This window comes from Rhodoferax sp. SPJ4, assembly GCF_058216275.1.
In genome coordinates this window covers 881396-899556 of sequence record NZ_JBYZMN010000001.1, presented here as the reverse complement: position 1 = coordinate 899556, position 18161 = coordinate 881396, and the positions used below count along the sequence as shown (strand labels likewise).

The window sequence follows — 18161 nt, the reverse complement described above, 5'->3', positions numbered from 1 at the left end:
GCTCTGTTTTTGCAGCCTTCGAAATCTGAAAACAAGAAAGCGCCTGAGCTAGTGGTGCACTAACCCAGACGCCTTCGTGGTGAACTTACCGATTACTTGCGCAGGCCAAGCTTGGCAATCAGGGCAGCGTAACGGTCAAAATCCTTGGACTTGAGGTAGTCCAGCAGCTTGCGGCGGCGGCTCACCATGCGCAGCAGACCGCGGCGGCCGTGGTGGTCCTTGGCGTGGGTCTTGAAGTGGGGGGTGAGCTCGTTGATGCGGGCGGTCAGCAGCGCAACTTGCACTTCTGGGCTACCGGTGTCGTTGGCGCTGCGGGCATTGGCCTTCACAACGTCGGCTTTGATCAAAGCGGTCATGGTTTTCCTTGGGGTTTGGCAATGAAGCCAGTGGATCGACTTGCGCTGGGCAACGGAACGGCGCCCAGCGTGCGCTTCGGCACCAATGCCAAAGCCTGTCGATTATAGCCCAGACCAGGCCGGCGGCGGCGCCCGGCAGACCCCCGAGGCCGGGTTGGCACAACCCCGGTCTTGAAAACCCCCAGCCCACGCCCATCTGCCAGCCATGTGGCAATCGTGTTGAGCGCCGCGCTGATTCACAGGAGAACCCCGATGTTTTTTGCCGCCACCACCCCCGTCGCCCTGCGCCGCCAGACCCAGGCCGTCGCCCCCCGCCACCTGGACCAGGCGCTGGAGCGATTCCTCGACAACGCCTTCCAGACCCCAGCCCGCCGCGCCCAGGCCCGCTTCGGCCAGACCGACACCCATTACACGCTGACGCTGGACCTGCCCGGCATTCCCAAGGCCCAGCTGGCCCTGGGCATCGATGGCCAAGAGCTGCGCATCGAAACCACCGCCGAAGCGCCGCGCGCCTTCCAGGCCAGCTACGAGCTGCCGCAGGACGTGGACGCCGCGGCCAGCCGCGCCACGCTGGAAGACGGTGTGCTGACCGTGACCCTGGCCCGCAAGCAGCCGGTCGACAGCCGGGTCAAAATCGCAATCGACTGAGTCCCTGGGCGCTGCTGCGGCCAGCTCAGGCCGTCGGCAGCGCCTCGGCCAGCAGGGTCTGGGCCAGCGGCCAGCGCGGCTTGACGTCAAAGGCGTAAGTCCGGCTGGCCGACTCCACCCCCGATTGCAGCCGCATCGCGGCGGCCATGGCGATCATGGCGCCGTTGTCGGTGCACAAATGCAGCTCCGGGTAGTGCACCCGCACGCCGGCGCGCTGGCAGGCCTGGTTGAGCTGGGCTCGCAACGGCCGGTTGGCGCCCACGCCGCCAGCCACCACCAGGCGCTTGAGCCCGGTGTCTCGCAACGCGGCCATGGACTTCTTCAGCAACACCTCCACGATCGCCGCCTCGGTGGAGGCCGCCAGGTCGGCGGTGCGCGCCGGCAGCGCAGCCCCCAGCTTTTTGGCCTGGGTCAGCACCGCGGTTTTCAGCCCGGCGAATGAAAAATCCAGGTTGCCACTGTGCAACAAGGGCCGCGGCAGCTTGAAGGCTGCGCCATCGCCCTGCTCGGCCAGCCGCGACAACGCCGGCCCACCGGGGTAGCCCAGGCCCAGCAACTTGGCCGATTTGTCAAAGGCCTCGCCGGCCGCGTCGTCGATGGTTTCGCCCAGCAAGGCGTACTGCCCCACCCCGTCGACCCGCATCAGCTGGGTGTGGCCGCCCGACACCAGCAGGGCTACGAAGGGGAACTGCGGCGGGTCGGCGCTCAGAAAGGGCGACAGCAAATGCCCTTCAAGGTGGTGCACACCCAGCACCGGCCGGTCCAGCGCCGCACCCAAGGCGCAGGCCACGCCGGCGCCCACCAGCAAGGCACCGGCCAGGCCAGGGCCGCGGGTGAAAGCCACCACATCGACCTGGTCCAGCGAGGCGCCCGAGGCCTTCAGCACCTCCTCGGTCAGCGGCAGCACCCGGCGGATGTGGTCGCGGCTGGCCAGCTCCGGCACCACACCGCCATAGGCTTGGTGCATCTCGATCTGGCTGTGCAAAGCATGGGCACGCAGCAAAGGCACGCCTTCGGCGCGCGCCTGCACCAAAGCCACGCCGGTTTCATCACAGGACGATTCGATGCCCAGCACGAGGAAGTTGGTCAACATAGGTCTTTGAGTTTAGGGGAAGCCCGCCGACGTCCCCGAGGGCCGATGCGCTCAGGGAACGACACAGTGCGCGAGCTGGGAACGCTGGCCGCAGCGCCGGGCCGCCCCAAGCAAGGCACGGCCCCCTCGGGGGGCAGGGAGCGACACGCAGTGCGCGACCGTGGGGGCCACCCTGGCTCGAATCTTGCGCCACCATCCGCATGAAAGAAGCCTTGCGCATTGTGGTCATTGCCCCCGATCTGGTGGTGGCCGACCCAGCCGACGACCACGCGGTGGCGCAGGCCGAGCGTTCGCGCAGCCTGCGCATCGGCTTGCTGGAAAGCGGCTTCAACTTGATCGCCATCTTGCCGGCCGACGTGTTTCTGACCGAGCGCCTGCACCAGTTGCAACCCGACATGGTGATCGTTGACGCCGAAAGCGAGGCCAGGGACGCACTGGAGCATGTGGTGATGGCCACCCGTGACGAGCGCCGGCCGATTGTGATGTTCACCAACGACGACGACAGCGCGCTGGCCCGCGACGCGGTGGCCGCCGGCGTGTCGGCCTATGTGGTGGCCGGCCTGTCGGCCGACCGCATTCGCCCCATCCTCAATGTGGCCATGGTGCGCTTTCAGCACGAGCAGGGCCTGCGCCAGGAACTGGCCAACGCCAAGTCGGAGTTGTCGGGCCGCAAGGTGATCGAGCGCGCCAAGGGCCTGCTGATGCAGCGCCAGCAGTTGTCGGAGCAGGAGGCCTACGACAAACTGCGCCGCGCCGCGATGAACCAGGGCCTGAAGCTGCACGAAGTCGCACAGCGCATGCTGGACATGGCCGATTTGCTTGGCTGAAATGGTGCGTCGCACCATCGCGGTGCTGAAACGCCCCATTCCCTGCACTCTCCCGTCTTCTTGCTGTGACTTTTTCCACGCAGGCCAGCCCGTGGGGCGGGATCAGCGGTTGCGGCGGCATTTCACCTCCCTCACAAAAGCTGGCACAGCGATTGCATAACTGATCGCAAGACTGAACAAGTCACCAGTGCAGCAGCCCAACGGCGGGTTGCAAGCCCTGGTCAAGGACAAAGGCGTCCCCATCCCTGCTCCTGTGCGCACTGCGCGCGGCGGCGGCTGATGTGGACGCCTTTTTTGTTTTCTGAACCACTAGGAGTGCCTCATGACCGACCTGTTGAAACACAACCTCAGCCGCCGCACGGTGCTGCAAGCTGCCGCCGTGGGTGCAGTGGGTTTGTCACCCGCCCTGCGCGCCACGGTGTACGCCGCCGGCTCGGACAAGCCCGAAAAGGAAGAAGTGAAGATCGGCTTCATCCCGCTGACCGACTGCGCCAGCGTGGTGATGGCCTCGGTGCTGGGTTTCGACAAAAAGTATGGTGTCAAGATCATTCCCAGCAAGGAAGCTTCTTGGGCCGGCGTGCGCGACAAACTGGTCAACGGCGAGCTGGACATGTCCCATGTTCTTTATGGCCTCGTCTACGGCGTCCACTTGGGCACCTCCGGTCCCAAGAAGGACATGGCAGTTCTCATGAGCATCAACAACAACGGCCAGGCGATCTCGCTTTCGAAAACACTGGCTGACAAAGGCGCAGTGGATGGTCCGTCGCTGGCCAAATACATGGCAGCCAACCCGAGGGAGTACACCTTTGCCGGCACTTTCCCGACCGGCACCCATGCGATGTGGATGCATTACTGGCTGGCCGCCGCCGGCATCAATCCGGTATCCGGAGCGAAATTGATTACCGTGCCGCCGCCGCAGATGGTGGCCAACATGCGCGTGGGCAACATGGACGGCTTCTGCGTCGGAGAGCCGTGGAATCACCGCGCCATCATCGACGGCATTGGCATCACCGCCAACACGACGCAGGACATCTGGAAGGACCACCCCGAGAAGGTCTTGGGTACCACCGCCGATTTCGTGAAGAAGTACCCCAACACGACCCGCGCCGTGATGATGGCGGTGTTGGAGGCCAGCCGGTGGATTGATGCTGGCCTGCAGAACAAGATGAAGATGGCCGAGACCGTGGCTGAGAAGAGCTACATCAACACCAGCGTGGACGCCATCAACCAGCGCATCCTGGGCCGCTACCAGAACGGCATGGGCAAGACCTGGGACGACCCCAACCACATGAAATTCTTCAATGACGGAGCGGTGAACTTCCCCTACCTCTCCGACGGCATGTGGTTCCTGACGCAGCACAAGCGCTGGGGCCTGATCAAGGAGCATCCGGACTACCTGGCCGTGGCCAAGCAGATCAACCAGATCGAACTGTACAAGCAGGCTGCGTCTGCGCTGAATGTCAGCGTGCCCAAGGATGTGATGCGCACCAGCAAGCTGATCGACGGCGTGGTCTGGGACGGCAAGGACCCGAAGAAATATGCCGACGGCTTCAAGGTCAAGGCCTGAGCCGCCCTGCCCCTCATGCCCCATCCACCCATCTTCCAGAGGTGACACCATGGTCAGTGCTGTTTTTCATCTTCCCCTCGATGGCCCCGCTGCCGCCGTCACGCCGGCGGTCCCCAAGGCCGTGGTCCGTCCGGTCCAGGCGGCCAACGACGCCACCCCGGTGGTCGCGAAAGCGCGCATCCGGGCCCCGATCGACTGGCGCGCCATCGCGCAGCGGGTCTTGCCACCGGTGGCTGGCCTGGGCGTGCTGGTGGGCATCTGGGCCCTGGTGTCCATGACCACCAAGGGCAGCATCCCGTCGCCGCTGGACACCCTGGCCCAGGCCATCGCGGTGTTCAGCGACCCCTTCTACATCAAGGGTCCGAACGACCAGGGCGTGGGCTGGAACGTGCTCAGCTCGCTGAAGCGGGTGGCGCTGGGCTTTGGCCTGGCGGCACTGGTGGGTATTCCGTTGGGCTTTGCCATCGGCCGCTTCACCTTTCTGAGCCGCATGTTCAACCCGCTGATCAGCCTGCTGCGCCCGGTGTCGCCACTGGCCTGGCTGCCGATCGGCCTGCTGGTCTTCAAGGGCGCCAACCCGGCCGCCATCTGGACCATCTTCATCTGCTCCATCTGGCCCATGATCATCAACACCGCGGTGGGCGTGCAACGGGTGCCGTCCGACTACATGAACGTGGCCCGGGTGCTGAACCTGAGCGAGTGGAAGATCATGTCCAAGATCCTGTTCCCGGCGGTGCTGCCCTACATGCTGACCGGCGTGCGGCTGGCGGTGGGCACGGCCTGGTTGGTGATCGTGGCGGCCGAGATGCTGACCGGCGGCGTGGGCATCGGCTTCTGGGTCTGGGACGAGTGGAACAACCTGAACGTGAAGAACATCATCGTGGCGATCTTCGTCATCGGCGGTGTGGGGCTGCTGCTGGAGTTCGCGCTCATCAAGCTGGCCACCGCGTTCACGTTCGAAGAAGTCAAGATGTAAAGGGAGCACACCATGAGCGAACACCTGACCACCAAGTACATCCAGATCGACAACGTCGAGCAGGTCTTCAAGACCGCCAAAGGCCCTTTCTGTGCGCTGCAAAACGTCAACCTCACCGTGGCCAAAGGCGAGTTCATCACGCTGATCGGCCACTCGGGCTGCGGCAAGTCCACGCTGTTGAACCTGATCGCCGGCCTGACCCTGCCCAGCAGCGGCAGCCTGATCTGCGCCAACCGCGAGATCAGCGGCCCCGGCCCCGACCGCGGCGTGGTGTTCCAGAACCACTCGCTGCTGCCCTGGCTGACCTGCTTTGAGAACGTCTACCTCGCGGTGGAGCGGGTGTTTGGCGCCTCCAGCCGCGTCACCGGCAAGGCTGCCGAAACCAAGGCCCAGCTGGTGGCCCGCACCGACGCCGCACTGGCCTTGGTGGGCCTGACCCACGCCGCCCACAAGCGGCCCGGGGAAATCTCTGGCGGCATGAAGCAGCGCGTGGGCATTGCCCGTGCGCTGAGCATGGAGCCCAAGGTGCTGCTGATGGACGAGCCCTTTGGCGCCCTGGACGCACTGACCCGGGCCAAGCTGCAGGACGAATTGCTGGCCATCGTGGCGGCCACCAAGAGCACGGTGGTGATGGTGACCCACGACGTGGACGAGGCAGTGCTGCTGTCCGACAAGATCGTCATGATGACCAACGGCCCGGCCGCCACCATCGGCGAGGTGCTCAGCGTGGCCCTGCCCCGCCCCCGCTCTCGGGTGGAACTGGCCGAGAACACCGACTACCTGCATTACCGCAAGGCCGTGATCGACTTCCTGTACACCCGGCAGTCACACGTCGAGAAGCAGGCCGCCTGACGACGGACGGGCAGTGGCACAATGCCGCGCAACAGGGCGGGCCGGGTGGCCTGCCTTGCTTCAGAAAGCCTTCACCATGCCCTTGTTTGCCCGCCCTGTCCTGTCTTCGCCCCGCTTGATAGCGGCCGGCCTGTGCCTGCTGGCCGCCTTGGCAGCCGGCTGCGCCAGCGGCCCGCGTGCCGAAGGCGAACAGCGGCTGAACGAGGCCATCGGCCGCTCGATTGCCGGCAGCTTTCTCGACACCGACGAACGCATCCTGAAAAAAGACTTTGACGCCAACCGCCTGCAGTACGTGATGCCCGACCAGAGCGGTTGCAGCATCGGCTTCCTGGTGGACCGCCGCACCCGCATCCTGCTGTCCTGGTCCTACCTGCAGTCGCCCGAGAAATGCTGGGTGAGCCGCAGCGCGCTCTGAGCCCGGTCGGCTGATCAGGTCAGCCAGGCAACCAGAAAAACCAGGTTGGCGGCCAGCGACAGCAAGGCCACCACCTGCCAGGTGCGCAGCAGGTTGCGGGTGGCCAGGGGCCGGCGCTTGAGCGGCGCGGACTGGGCCAGCGGGCCCTGCTCCAGCGCCAGCAGCAACTCCTCGGCAGTCTCGAAGCGCGCCTCCGGTGACACCGCCACCGCCCGCAGCACCACATGCTCCAGCCAGCCCGGAATGTCCGGCCGCCAGCGGCTGGGTGGCACCGGTTCGCCGAAGCGGGGGGTCTGAAAAGGCTCCACCTCGCCATAGGGGTAGCGCCGGGTCAGCAGCTGGTACAGCGTGACGCCCCAGGCATAGAGGTCGGAGCGGGCGGTGGGCGTGCCCTCGCCAAACAGCTCGGGCGCCAGGTAGGACGGCGTACCGGCGCGGCGCGCCTGGGCCAGTTCGGCCACATCAAACCCTGACACAGCCACCCCCAGGTCGAGCAGGCGCAGCTGGCCGTCGTCGCCCAGGTGCACGTTGTCGGGTTTGACGTCGCGGTGCACGATGCTGCGGCGGTGCAAAGCACCCAGGGCCCGGGCCAGCTCCATGCCGGTTTTCAAGGCCTCGGGCACAGTGAAATGGTGGCCGTCGGCCAGTTGCTGGCCCAGCGTGGCGCCCGCATGCCAGGTGGTCAGCGCGTACAGCGCCGACGGTGGCCCGGCCAGCTCCACCACCTGGGCAAAAAAGCGGGCCACAGCGCGCCGGCCCAGCCAGTGCTCATGGGCAAAGGCCAGCCGCTCGTGGGCGTCGGCCTGGGCCGCGTCGGTGAGGGTCTTCAGCACCAGCGGCCGGCCGGCCGCGTCGTGCACCCGGTAGACCAGCGTGACCCGGGATTCGTGCAGCAGTTCGTCCACCACCAGGCCGTCGTACTGGTCGCCCACCGCCAGCCGGGGCAAGGCCGGCAGGTCGCGCTGCAGTTGCAGGCTGTCGCGCAGGCCCAGCGCATCGATTTCGTCGACCCGCACCACCACCGCGGTGGCGTTGTCGGTGCCGCCCAGGTCCAGCGCGGTGTGCACCAGCGCCCGGGCGCAGTCCTCGGCGCTGCCCTCGCGGGCATGCAGGCGGCGCAGCGAGGCCGCGATGTCGCTCGGCGCGACCTTGGCCCAGACGCCGTCGGACACCAGTGCAAACACATCGCCGGCATGCAGCGGGCCAAAGCCATGGTCGACCGCCAGCTTGCTGTCCAGCCCCACGGCCCGGGTCAGCACATGCTCCATTTCCGGACGCTGCCACACATGGTCGGTGGTGAGTTGTTGCACCGTGTCGGGCGTACCCGGCCGCCACAGCAGCAAACGGGTGTCACCCACATGCGAGAAGTAGTAGGCATTGCCACGCAGCACCAGGCTGGTCAGCGTGGTGGCCATGCCCACCCGCGAATGGCGGGCCCGGGCCTGGGTCTGCACCCAACGGTTCAAGGCCTGGACGATGCGGTCCAGCGCCTGCGACACCTCCCAGTTGTCGGGCGTCGAGTAGTAGTCGGCCAGCACGTTGCGGGCACAGTGCTCGGCCGCCTCGCGGCCCCCATCGCCCCCGGACACGCCGTCGGCCACCACCGCGGCAAAGCCCTTGCGTGACAACTCGTCCCCGGTGGGGATGACAAAGCCACCGAAGTCTTCGTTGGCCTCGCGCGGGCCGGTGGCGGAGTGGTGGGCGGCGCTGATGCGGAGCGGCATCGCGAGAGCTTAACCGGCGGAACCGGTCAGATCTTCGCGGTGGTCATGGCCGCCGAGCCCCAGGTGGTGCGCCAGCGTTGCTTGACCACGGTCAGGCCCACCAGGGCCACCAGCGCCAGGCCGGCAAAGATCAGGAAGCCGGTCTGGTAGCTGCCGGTGACCTTTTGCGAGTAACCGAGCGACGAGGCCAGGTAAAAGCCGCCAATGCCGCCGGCCATGCCAACCATGCCGGTCATCACACCGATTTCTTTGCGGAAGCGCTGCGGCACCAGTTGGAACACCGAGCCGTTGCCCATGCCCAGGGCCAGCATGCCAATCACGAACACGGCCAGGGCGGCCCAGGACGACGACAGGCCGATGCTGACCACGGCCAGCGCGCAGGCGGCCACGACGTACATCACCGACAGGCTTTTGATGCCGCCGATGCGGTCGGCCAAGTTGCCACCGATGGGACGCATCAGCGAGCCGGCGAACACGCAGGCCGCGGTGTAGAAACCGGCGGTCTTGGCGTCCAGACCGTACTGGGTGTTGAAGTAAATGGTCAGCGACGCGGCCAGGCCCACAAAGCCGCCGAAGGTCACGCTGTAGAAAAACATGAACCACCAGGCGTCCTTGTCCTTCAGCACTTTGAGGTAGTCGGCCAGCGGCTTGGCGGGCGGGCAGTCGGGCGCGTCCTTGGCCATGACGAGGTAGATCACGAACACCAAGGCCAGCGGGATCAATGCCAGGCCGAACACATTGCCCCAGCCGAACCAGGCCGCCAGCGAAGGAGCGATCAGCGCGGCGATGGCGGTGCCGGAGTTGCCGGCACCGGCAATGCCCAGGGCCGTGCCCTGGTGTTCCGGCGGGTACCAGCGCGAGGCCAGTGGCAGCGCCACGGCGAACGACGAACCGCCCACACCCAGCAACACACCCAGCACCAGCACTTCGGTGTAGTTGTGAATGCCGGCCAGCCAGGCCCAGGCCAGGGCCCCCATGACGATGAGCTGGGCAATGATGCCGGTCTTCTTGGGCTTGAGGTGGTCCACCAGCACCCCCATGACGATGCGCAACAGCGCCCCCGAGAGCACCGGAACGGCCACCATCAGGCCTTTTTGGGCGGCATCCAGCTGCAGATCCTTGGCGATTTGCACGCCCAGCGGCCCCAGAATCACCCAGACCATGAACGCCAGGTCGAAATACAGGAAGGCGGCGATCAGGGTTGGCGGGTGGCCCGCGCTCCAAAAAGAGGATTTTGATTTCATGAATGCTCGGTCAAGAGGAGTTGCTGACTGTTTTTTGGTGCATCTCCCTGCGCAAGCTGCGTGCCAGCCTGCTTTTGAGGCAAAGACCCCAGGAATCCCCTGATTGCGCACGCAATTGGTGCCGGCTAGCCACCAAATCGGGGCTAGCGCCTCATGCTGGCGCAGAACCGGCATGCACCATGCCGGTACAGAGGCCGTCTGGCTGGCCCGCTGTTTGCTTATTCAGACCATCACGCAATTTCTGGAACAAGCATGAAAAAATCAAAACTCGTGATGGTGGGCAACGGCATGGCAGGCGTTCGCACCATTGAGGAACTGCTCAAGATCGCGCCCGAGCTCTACGACATCACGGTGTTTGGCGCCGAGCCCCACCCCAACTACAACCGGATTTTGTTGTCGCCGGTGCTGGCGGGTGAGCAGACGCTGGACGAGATCGTGCTGAATTCCTGGGAGTGGTACACCGACAACCACATCACCCTGCACGCCGGCAAGAAGGTCACCGAAGTCGACCGGGTCAAGCGTGTGGTGCGGGCAGTGGACGAGCAAGGCAACGTGGTGGAGGCCGAGTACGACCGGCTGCTTATGTGCACCGGCTCCAACCCCTTCATCCTGCCGGTGCCCGGCAAGGAGTTGCAGGGCGTGATCGCCTACCGCGACATCGCCGACACCAACGCCATGATTGACGCCGCGGCCAAGTACAAAAAGGCGGTGGTGATTGGTGGCGGCCTGCTGGGCCTGGAAGCCGCCAACGGCCTGATGCTGCGTGGCATGGACGTGACCGTGGTCCACGTCATGCCCTGGCTGATGGAGCGCCAGCTCGACGACAAGGCCGGCAAGCTGTTGCAGAAGTCGCTGGAAGACCGCGGCCTGAAGTTCATGATCGGCGCCCAGACCGAGTCGCTGCTGGGCGGCGCCGATGGCCGCGTGACGGCCATCAAGTTCAAGGACGGCAGCGAGGTGCCGGCCGATCTGGTGGTGATGGCCGTGGGCATCCGCCCCAACACTGAGCTAGCCGAGAAGATGCGCCTGCATTGCAACCGCGGCATCGTGGTCAACGACACCATGCAGACCGTGACCGACGCCCGAATCTACTCGGTGGGCGAATGCGCAGCCCACCGCGGCATCGCCTACGGCCTGGTGGCCCCGCTGTTCGAACAGGCCAAGGTCGCCGCCAACCACCTGGCACAGTTCGGCATCGGCCGCTACGTCGGTTCGCTGACCTCCACCAAGCTCAAGGTCACCGGCATCGACCTGTTCTCCGCCGGTGAGTTCATGGGCGGGGAAGGCACGGAAGAAATCGTCATGTCCGACCCCTATGGCGGCGTCTACAAAAAGCTGGTCATCAAGGGCGACAAACTGGTCGGCGCCTGCTTGTACGGCGACACCGTGGACGGCAGCTACTACTTCAAGCTGCTGCGCGACGGTCGCAGCATCAACGACATCCGCGACAAGCTGATGTTCGGTGAGGCCGGCGCCAACATCGGCGACGTTGGCCACGAAGGCCACACCAAGGCCGCCAGCATGCCCGACGACGCCGAGGTTTGCGGTTGCAATGGCGTCAACAAGGGCACCATCTGCAAGGCCATCCGCGAGAAGGGCTTGTTCACGCTGGAAGAGGTGAAAAAGCACACCAAGGCCAGCGCCTCCTGCGGCTCCTGCACCGGCCTGGTGGAACAGATCCTGATGTTCACCGCCGGCGGTGACTACTCGGCCACGCCCAAGCTCAAGGCCATGTGCGGCTGTACCGACCATGGCCATCAGGCGGTGCGCGACGCCATCCGCACCCCGCTGCCCGATGGCCGCAAGCTGCTGACCACCGGCGACGTGTTCAAGTACCTCGACTGGAAGACCCCCAACGGCTGCTCCAGCTGCCGCCCGGCCGTCAACTACTACCTGATCAGCACCTGGCCCAAGGAGGCCAAGGACGACCCGCAAAGCCGTTTCATCAACGAACGCAGCCACGCCAACATCCAGAAGGACGGCACCTACTCGGTCATCCCCCGCATGTGGGGCGGCGAAACCACCGCCGACGAGCTGCGCCGCATTGCCGACGCGGTGGACAAGTACCAGATCCCCACCGTCAAGGTTACTGGCGGCCAGCGCATTGACTTGCTGGGCGTGAAGAAAGAAGACCTGGTCAACGTCTGGAAAGACATCGGCATGCCCAGCGGCCACGCCTACGCCAAGGCCTTGCGCACGGTGAAGACCTGTGTGGGCAGCGAATGGTGCCGCATGGGCACGCAGGACAGCACCCAGATGGGCAAGGACCTGGAGCGCGCGATGTGGCGCATGTACGCACCGCACAAGGTCAAGTTCGCCGTGTCGGGCTGCCCGCGCAACTGCGCCGAGGCCGGCATCAAGGACGTGGGTGTGATCGGTGTCGACAGCGGCTGGGAGATGTACATCGCCGGCAACGGCGGCATCAAGACCGAAGTGGCGCATTTTTTCGTCAAGGTCAAAACCGCCGCCGAGGTGCTGGAGTACACCGGCGCCTTCTGCGAGCTCTACCGCCAGGAAGGCTGGTACCTGGAGCGCACGGTGCATTACGTGAACCGCGTCGGCCTGGACTACGTGAAGAAGCGCATTCTGGATGACCACGAGGGCCGCAAGGCACTGTGGGCTCAATTGCAGTTTGCCCTCGACGGCGAACCCGACCCCTGGTTCGAGTTCGACAAGGCCGCGGTTGACACCCGGCAGTTCGCGCCCCTGTCCGCCTGAGGCTCAGCATGCAGCGCAGAACGCTCCTGCTCGGCACCGCAGCCTGCGGCGCAGCGTCCTACCTGCCGTTGCGGGCCCAGGTGACGGGCATGAACGACGCCATCAACAAGGCCGGCCGCCAGCGCATGCTGTCGCAGCGCATGGGCAAAGCCTGGCTGGCACTGGTGCACCAGTGCCAGCCAGGCAGCGCCCAGCAGGTGTTGGACAAGTCCATGGCCTTGTTCGACCGCCAGCTGGTGGAACTGAAAGCCTACGCGCCCTCCGTCGAGATCCGCGACACCTATGTCAAGCTTGATGCGGTGTGGAGCGAATACAAAGCCGCCCTGGTGGGCAGCAAGCCTGGCAAAGGTGGCGCCATGGACCTGCTGGCCACCGACGCACGGGTGCTGGCGCTGGCCCACCAGGGCACGCTGCAGTACGAGGCCACCTCCGGCAAACCGGTGGGCAAGCTGGTCAATGTGGCCGGCCGCCAGCGCATGCTGTCACAACGCATGGCCAAGTTCTACTACGCCGCCGCCTTGCCGGTGGACCCCGACCGTGCAAAGGACGAGATCACCAAAGCCAGGAGCGAGTTCATGGCCGCCATGACGCTGCTGCGCAACGCGCCCGAGGCCACCAGCAGCATCCGCGACGAACTCCTGCTGGCCGACAGCCAGTGGGTGTTTTTCGACCATGCGCTGCAACGCATCCAGGGCACCAGCCCGACCGCGCTGTCCGACGTCTTCGTCACCAGCGAGAACCTTTTGAGTGTGATGGACCGGGTGACCAGCATGTACTCGGCCCTCACCGCCTGATTTCTAGGAAAAAAAATGAGCGAGTGGAAAAAGATCTGTTTGGTGAGCGACATCCCGGTGCTGGGTTCGCGCCGCGTGACCCGCGCCGAGGGCATGGACGTAGCGGTGTTCCGCAACAGCGAAGACAAGGTGTTTGCCTTGCTCGACCGTTGCCCCCACAAGGGCGGACCACTGAGCCAGGGCATCGTGCACGGTGAAAGCGTGGCCTGCCCCCTGCACAACTGGAATATCGGTCTGGACGACGGCTGCGCCAAATCGCCCGACGAAGGATGTGTGCCCAGGTTCGCAGTGAAGGTGTCCGATGGCACGGTGTTCCTGAACGCAGCGGAGTTGAAAACCCACGCGCTGGATCTGCCCAAGCCTCTGGCTGGGCCGGCACTCAAAGCCACCATGGCATGACGATTCACGAAACCAAATCCACCTGCCCCTACTGCGGGGTTGGCTGCGGTGTGGTCATCGAAGCCCGGGGGGACCAAATCACTGGCGTGCGCGGTGACCCTGACCATCCGGCCAACTTTGGCAAGCTGTGCAGCAAAGGGTCAACCCTGCACCTGACCGCCAGCGCCGCCGTGACGCGGCAAACCCGGCTGTTGCACCCGATGCAAAGACTGCAACGGGGTGCGGCACCCCATCGCATTGGATGGGATGCCGCGCTTGACTTGGCCACCACCGAATTTGCCAGCGTGATACTGACCCATGGACCGGACGCGGTGGGTTTCTACATCTCAGGCCAATTGCTCACGGAGGACTATTACGTCTTCAACAAACTGGCCAAGGGTCTGATCGGCACCAACAACGTGGACACCAACTCCCGACTGTGCATGAGCAGCGCAGTGGCTGGCTACAAAATGACACTGGGGGCTGATGCCCCGCCGACCTGCTACGACGACGTGAACCATGCCCAGTGCATCTTCATCGTCGGCAGCAACACCGCCTACGCCCACCCCATTCTGTTTCGACGAATCGAGGAGGCCAAGCACGCCAATCCCCAGATGAAGATCATCTTCTGCGACCCGCGCCGCACCGACACGGCCGAAATCGCCGACTTGTTCCTTCCCATCCAGCCCGGTACCGATGTGGCCCTGTTCAACGGCTTGCTGCACATCATGTTGTGGGAGGGCTGGGTGGACACCGCCTACATCGCGGCACACACCACGGGGTTCGATGCACTCAAAGCCACGGTGCGCGACTACACACCGGACCTCGTGGCTGACCTGTGCGGGCTCCCCAAGACCGATCTGCTAGAGGCTGCGCGGCTGTTCGCCACGTCGCCGGCCACCCTCAGTCTTTATTGCCAAGGTCTGAACCAGTCCAGCAGCGGCACAGCCAAGAATGCCGCCCTGATCAATCTGCATTTGGCCACCGGTCAGCTTGGCAAACCGGGGGCAGGCCCCTTCTCTCTGACCGGCCAGCCCAATGCCATGGGTGGCCGCGAGGTGGGTGGACTGGCCAACCTGATCAGTGCCCACCGCGACATGGCCAACCCAGAACACCGCGCGGAAGTGGCACGGCTGTGGGGGGTGCCAGATGTTCCGTCGAAACCTGGCAAGACCGCGGTGGAAATGTTTCAAGCGGCAGCTGACGGCGAGATCAAGGCCCTGTGGATCGCCTGCACGAACCCGCTGCAATCCATGCCCGACCAGGCCACGGTGCGCCGTGCGCTGGAGCGTGCCGAGTTTGTGGTGGTGCAAGAGGCGTTCGCGACCCCTGCCTCATGCGACTACGCCGACCTTCTGTTGCCTGCCACCACCTGGGGAGAAAAAGAAGGTACGGTCACCAACAGCGAGCGTCGTGTGTCCCGCGTGCGCCCGGCAGTGCCTGCGCCTGGCGAGGCGCGGCATGACTGGTCGATTGCAGTGGCCTTCGCCAAGCGACTTGAAGCAGCGCTGGCCAGGCACCAGCCCATGTTTCCATACACCAACGCGGAGTCCATCTGGTTGGAGCACAGGGAGTCAACCCGCGGGCGTGACCTTGACATCACCGGCATGAGCTATGCCATGCTGGAAACTGCACCCCAGCAGTGGCCGCTGCGGGAAGGCCAGACCACCGGCAAGGCCAGGCTCTACGGAGACGGTATATTCCCCACCCCCAATGGCAAGGCCAGTTTTGCCAACACCGTGTACAAGCCGGTGGCCGAACCCCGCGAATCGCGTTTTCCCTTTTCACTCACGACTGGACGCCTGCGCGACCAGTGGCACGGTATGAGTCGAACCGGCACGCTGGGCCGGCTGTTTGGTCATGTGGCCGAACCCGCCGTGCAGATGCACCCGCAGGACATGGCACGGCGGCAGCTGCGCGACGGGGATTTGGTTCATGTGACCTCCAAGCGTGGCTCCATCGTCGTGCCGGTGCAGGGCAGCGCAGAAATGGGCGCCAGTCAGGCATTCATTGCGATGCACTGGGGGGCGGAATACCTCAGTGGGCGCGCCAGCACCGGTGAGTCACTGGCCGGTGTCAACGCCCTGACCACCTCCGCTTACTGCCCCTCCTCCAAGCAGCCCGAGTTGAAGCATGCGGCAGTCAAGATTCTCAAGGCCGAGTTGCCATGGGCTTTGCTCGGTGTGGCTTGGCTGCCCGAGGCCGAAGCACTCGCAGTCCGGGAGAAGCTGAAACCGCTGATGGCGCGTTTCTCCTTTGCCAGCTGCGTGCCTTTCGGTCGGGAACGCACGGGCATCCTGTTTCGCGCCGCCGACGATTACCTGCCACCCCACGAGGTGCTGGCAGAGTTGGAATCGTTGTTGGGGCTGTCGGGCAGTGACGTGTTGCGTTATGCCGATCTGAAGAAGGGCCAGCACCGATCGGTGCGGCTGGTGCGTCAGGGCGAGGATGCCAGGTTGGAAGGTTTCCTGCTTGCGGGGGACACCAGCGCCGAAGCCTGGATCAAGACCTTGTTGCAGGACGAACTGCCGGCCCAGGCTTATGGCCGCCTGCTGCTGGTACCAGGCGCCAAGGCGCCGGTGGCCGTACAGTCCAGAGGCAAACAGATTTGCACCTGCTTGAATGTCACAGACGAAGCCATCCAGACTCACCTGGCCACCTGCAACGGTACGGAAGATGCGCGCCTGGCATCGCTGCAAGACACGCTGAAATGCGGTACCAACTGTGGCTCCTGCGTGCCCGAGCTCAAGCGCATGGTGCGCTCCGTGATACCTCTGAAACAGGCGGCCTGACCGGGGCCGGCGGTCATTTGGCTTATGGCAAAAAGTCATGAGCCATGACCGACAATCGCGACATGGGCATCAGTCAGTACATCAAGGAAATCGGTCGCGGCAAAGATGGTGCCCGAGCGCTCGACCGGGCGCAAGCCGCCGACCTGCTGGGCCAGGTGCTCGACGGCACGGTGACCGACCTCGAGATCGGCGCTTTTTGCCTGGCCATGCGCATTAAGGGCGAAACGCCGGAGGAAGCCGCCGGCTTCCTCGACGCCATCCACGCCCGCCTGCGGCACTTTCCTACCAGCACCCGGCCGGTGGTGGTGCTGCCCAGTTACAACGGCGCCCGCAAACTGCCGGTGCTGACGCCGCTGCTGGCCCTGTTGCTGGCCCGTGAGGGCCTGCCGGTGCTGGTCCATGGCGCGGCCACCGAAACCCGCCGGGTGTTTGCCTCCGAGGTGCTGCAGGCCTGCGGCGTGGCCCCGCTGTCGGCGGTGGAAGAAATCGTGCCCGGCCAGGTGGTGTTTGCCCCCACCGCGCTGCTGTGCCCCGGTCTGCAACGGCTGCTGGAGGTGCGCCGGGTGGTGGGACTGCGCAACCCGGCCCACAGCCTGGTGAAGCTGATGAACCCCTGCGCCGGCCCCAGCCTCATCGTCAGCAGCTACACCCACCCGGAATACGCGGTGTCCATGGCCGCCACCTTCACCCTGATTGGCGCCAACGCCCTGCTGCTGCGTGGCACCGAGGGCGAGCCGGTGGCCGACCCGCGACGCACCCCGGCCATGCTGGCCTTCAAGGACGGCCAGCGACGCGAGGTGCAGGCCGCCCAGGACGGCCCGCTGCTGCAGGTGCCCGAGTTGCCCAAAGCCATTGACGCCGCCAGCACCGCCGCCTATGTTCAGCAGGTGATGGCCGGCCACCTGCCGGTGCCGGCACCGATTGCCCGGCAGGTGGAACACATCTTGCAACTGACCGCAACATGACGAATTTCACCAACAACCTGTCCCGCACCCAAGGCAGCTGCACCCTGGTGGGTGCCGGCCCGGGCGACCCGGAACTGCTGACGCTCAAGGCCGTCAAGGCCATCCAATCTGCCACCGTGCTGCTGGTCGACGACCTGGTCAGCGACGAGGTGGTGGCCTTCGCCTCGCCCAACGCCCGCATCGTCCATGTGGGCAAGCGCGGCGGCTGCTCCTCCACCCCCCAGGCCTTCATTGAGAAGCTGATGCTGGTGGCAGTGCAGGAGGGTGAACGGGTGGTGCGGCTCAAGGGCGGCGACCCCTTTATTTTTGGCCGTGGTGGCGAAGAGGTGGAGCACCTGCGCGCGGCCGGCGTCGAGGTCAAGGTCATCAACGGCATCACCGCCGGCCTGGCCGGCGTGACCTCGCTGGGCGTGCCGCTGACCCACCGCGAGCATGCCCATGGTGTGGTGTTTCTCACCGGCCACGCCAAGCCCGGCCACGACCACATGGACTGGCCGGCCATCGCCCGGATGGCCCACGACGCCAAACTGACGCTGGTGATCTACATGGGCGTCAGCGGCCTGTCCGACATCCAGGGCGGCCTGTTGACCGGCCTACCGGCCGACACGCCAGTGGCCGTGGTGCAAAACGTCAGCCGGCCCGACCAGCGCCACCGGGTGACGCGGCTGGGCGACCTGGTGCGCACAGTGCGCGACGGTGGCTTCGCCAGCCCCTCAGTGATTGTGGTGGGTGAGGTGCTGCAAGGTCTGGCGGCCGCCAGCACCTCGGCCGACGGCCAGGCCTTCACCCGCGCCGCCTGACCCGGCCCGCTG

16 protein-coding genes are annotated in these 18161 nt (G+C 65.4%); 12 read left to right on the top strand and 4 right to left on the bottom strand.

Going from position 1 to position 18161, the window contains the following annotated elements; all coding sequences use genetic code 11:
• Window positions 1-92: 92 nt before the first annotated feature.
• Complete coding sequence (gene rpsO / locus AC4BAR_RS04500) at window positions 93-356, bottom strand: 30S ribosomal protein S15 (protein WP_490626608.1); 264 nt, start codon at window positions 354-356, stop codon at window positions 93-95.
• Between the two features lie 252 nt (window positions 357-608).
• Here rpsO and AC4BAR_RS04495 point away from each other — a divergent pair, with 252 nt between their 5' ends.
• Window positions 609-1004 carry an Hsp20/alpha crystallin family protein gene (locus tag AC4BAR_RS04495; protein ID WP_490626607.1) on the top strand — a complete coding sequence of 132 codons (396 nt, stop codon included), beginning with the start codon at window positions 609-611 and terminating at the stop codon, window positions 1002-1004.
• Window positions 1005-1029: 25 nt separating this feature from the next.
• Here AC4BAR_RS04495 and tsaD read toward each other — a convergent pair whose 3' ends face one another.
• A complete protein-coding gene (gene tsaD, locus AC4BAR_RS04490; RefSeq protein ID WP_490626606.1) occupies window positions 1030-2097 on the bottom strand; it encodes a tRNA (adenosine(37)-N6)-threonylcarbamoyltransferase complex transferase subunit TsaD in 1068 nt (355 codons plus the stop codon).
• A 200-nt stretch (window positions 2098-2297) separates the two neighbouring features.
• On the opposite strand from tsaD, the gene AC4BAR_RS04485 reads away from it, so the two are divergent.
• The 5 genes from AC4BAR_RS04485 (at window position 2298) to AC4BAR_RS04465 (ending at window position 6734) form a co-directional block, all read left to right on the top strand.
• The gene (locus AC4BAR_RS04485; RefSeq protein ID WP_490626605.1) at window positions 2298-2924 is read left to right on the top strand and encodes an ANTAR domain-containing response regulator; all 627 of its coding nucleotides are present in this window, start codon (window positions 2298-2300) and stop codon (window positions 2922-2924) included.
• Between the two features lie 322 nt (window positions 2925-3246).
• The gene (locus AC4BAR_RS04480) at window positions 3247-4491 is read left to right on the top strand and encodes a CmpA/NrtA family ABC transporter substrate-binding protein (protein ID WP_490626604.1); all 1245 of its coding nucleotides are present in this window, start codon (window positions 3247-3249) and stop codon (window positions 4489-4491) included.
• 49 nt (window positions 4492-4540) lie between these two features.
• Window positions 4541-5467, top strand: coding sequence for a nitrate ABC transporter permease (gene ntrB, locus AC4BAR_RS04475; RefSeq protein ID WP_490626603.1), 927 nt, complete (start codon window positions 4541-4543; stop codon window positions 5465-5467).
• 12 nt (window positions 5468-5479) lie between these two features.
• Window positions 5480-6319: an ABC transporter ATP-binding protein gene (locus AC4BAR_RS04470; protein WP_490626602.1), complete on the top strand. Its 840-nt coding sequence runs from the start codon at window positions 5480-5482 to the stop codon at window positions 6317-6319.
• Window positions 6320-6395: 76 nt separating this feature from the next.
• On the top strand, window positions 6396-6734 hold the full coding sequence (locus tag AC4BAR_RS04465; protein ID WP_490626601.1) for a hypothetical protein: 339 nt from the start codon (window positions 6396-6398) through the stop codon (window positions 6732-6734).
• A gap of 14 nt (window positions 6735-6748) precedes the next feature.
• Here AC4BAR_RS04465 and AC4BAR_RS04460 read toward each other — a convergent pair whose 3' ends face one another.
• Entirely contained in the window at window positions 6749-8458 is a 1710-nt protein-coding gene (locus AC4BAR_RS04460) for a bifunctional protein-serine/threonine kinase/phosphatase (protein ID WP_490626600.1), read from the bottom strand.
• A 26-nt stretch (window positions 8459-8484) separates the two neighbouring features.
• A complete protein-coding gene (locus AC4BAR_RS04455) occupies window positions 8485-9702 on the bottom strand; it encodes a nitrate/nitrite transporter (RefSeq protein ID WP_490626599.1) in 1218 nt (405 codons plus the stop codon).
• 252 nt (window positions 9703-9954) lie between these two features.
• On the opposite strand from AC4BAR_RS04455, the gene nirB reads away from it, so the two are divergent.
• From nirB to cobA, 6 genes are all read left to right on the top strand, one after another.
• Window positions 9955-12420 (top strand): nitrite reductase large subunit NirB, encoded by a 2466-nt coding sequence (gene nirB, locus AC4BAR_RS04450; protein ID WP_490626598.1) that lies wholly within the window; start codon window positions 9955-9957, stop codon window positions 12418-12420.
• Window positions 12421-12428: 8 nt separating this feature from the next.
• Window positions 12429-13214: a type IV pili methyl-accepting chemotaxis transducer N-terminal domain-containing protein gene (locus AC4BAR_RS04445; RefSeq protein ID WP_490626597.1), complete on the top strand. Its 786-nt coding sequence runs from the start codon at window positions 12429-12431 to the stop codon at window positions 13212-13214.
• Window positions 13215-13229: 15 nt separating this feature from the next.
• Window positions 13230-13613, top strand: a complete 384-nt coding sequence (gene nirD / locus AC4BAR_RS04440) for a nitrite reductase small subunit NirD (RefSeq protein WP_490626596.1) — start codon at window positions 13230-13232, stop codon at window positions 13611-13613.
• Between the two features lie 2 nt (window positions 13614-13615).
• Window positions 13616-16384 carry a nitrate reductase gene (locus AC4BAR_RS04435; protein ID WP_490627193.1) on the top strand — a complete coding sequence of 923 codons (2769 nt, stop codon included), beginning with the start codon at window positions 13616-13618 and terminating at the stop codon, window positions 16382-16384.
• 62 nt (window positions 16385-16446) lie between these two features.
• The gene (ybiB, locus tag AC4BAR_RS04430; RefSeq protein WP_490627192.1) at window positions 16447-17349 is read left to right on the top strand and encodes a DNA-binding protein YbiB; all 903 of its coding nucleotides are present in this window, start codon (window positions 16447-16449) and stop codon (window positions 17347-17349) included.
• Window positions 17346-18149: a uroporphyrinogen-III C-methyltransferase gene (gene cobA / locus AC4BAR_RS04425; protein ID WP_490626595.1), complete on the top strand. Its 804-nt coding sequence runs from the start codon at window positions 17346-17348 to the stop codon at window positions 18147-18149. Before ybiB ends, cobA begins: the two co-directional genes overlap by 4 nt.
• The last annotated feature ends 12 nt before the right edge of the window (window positions 18150-18161 follow it).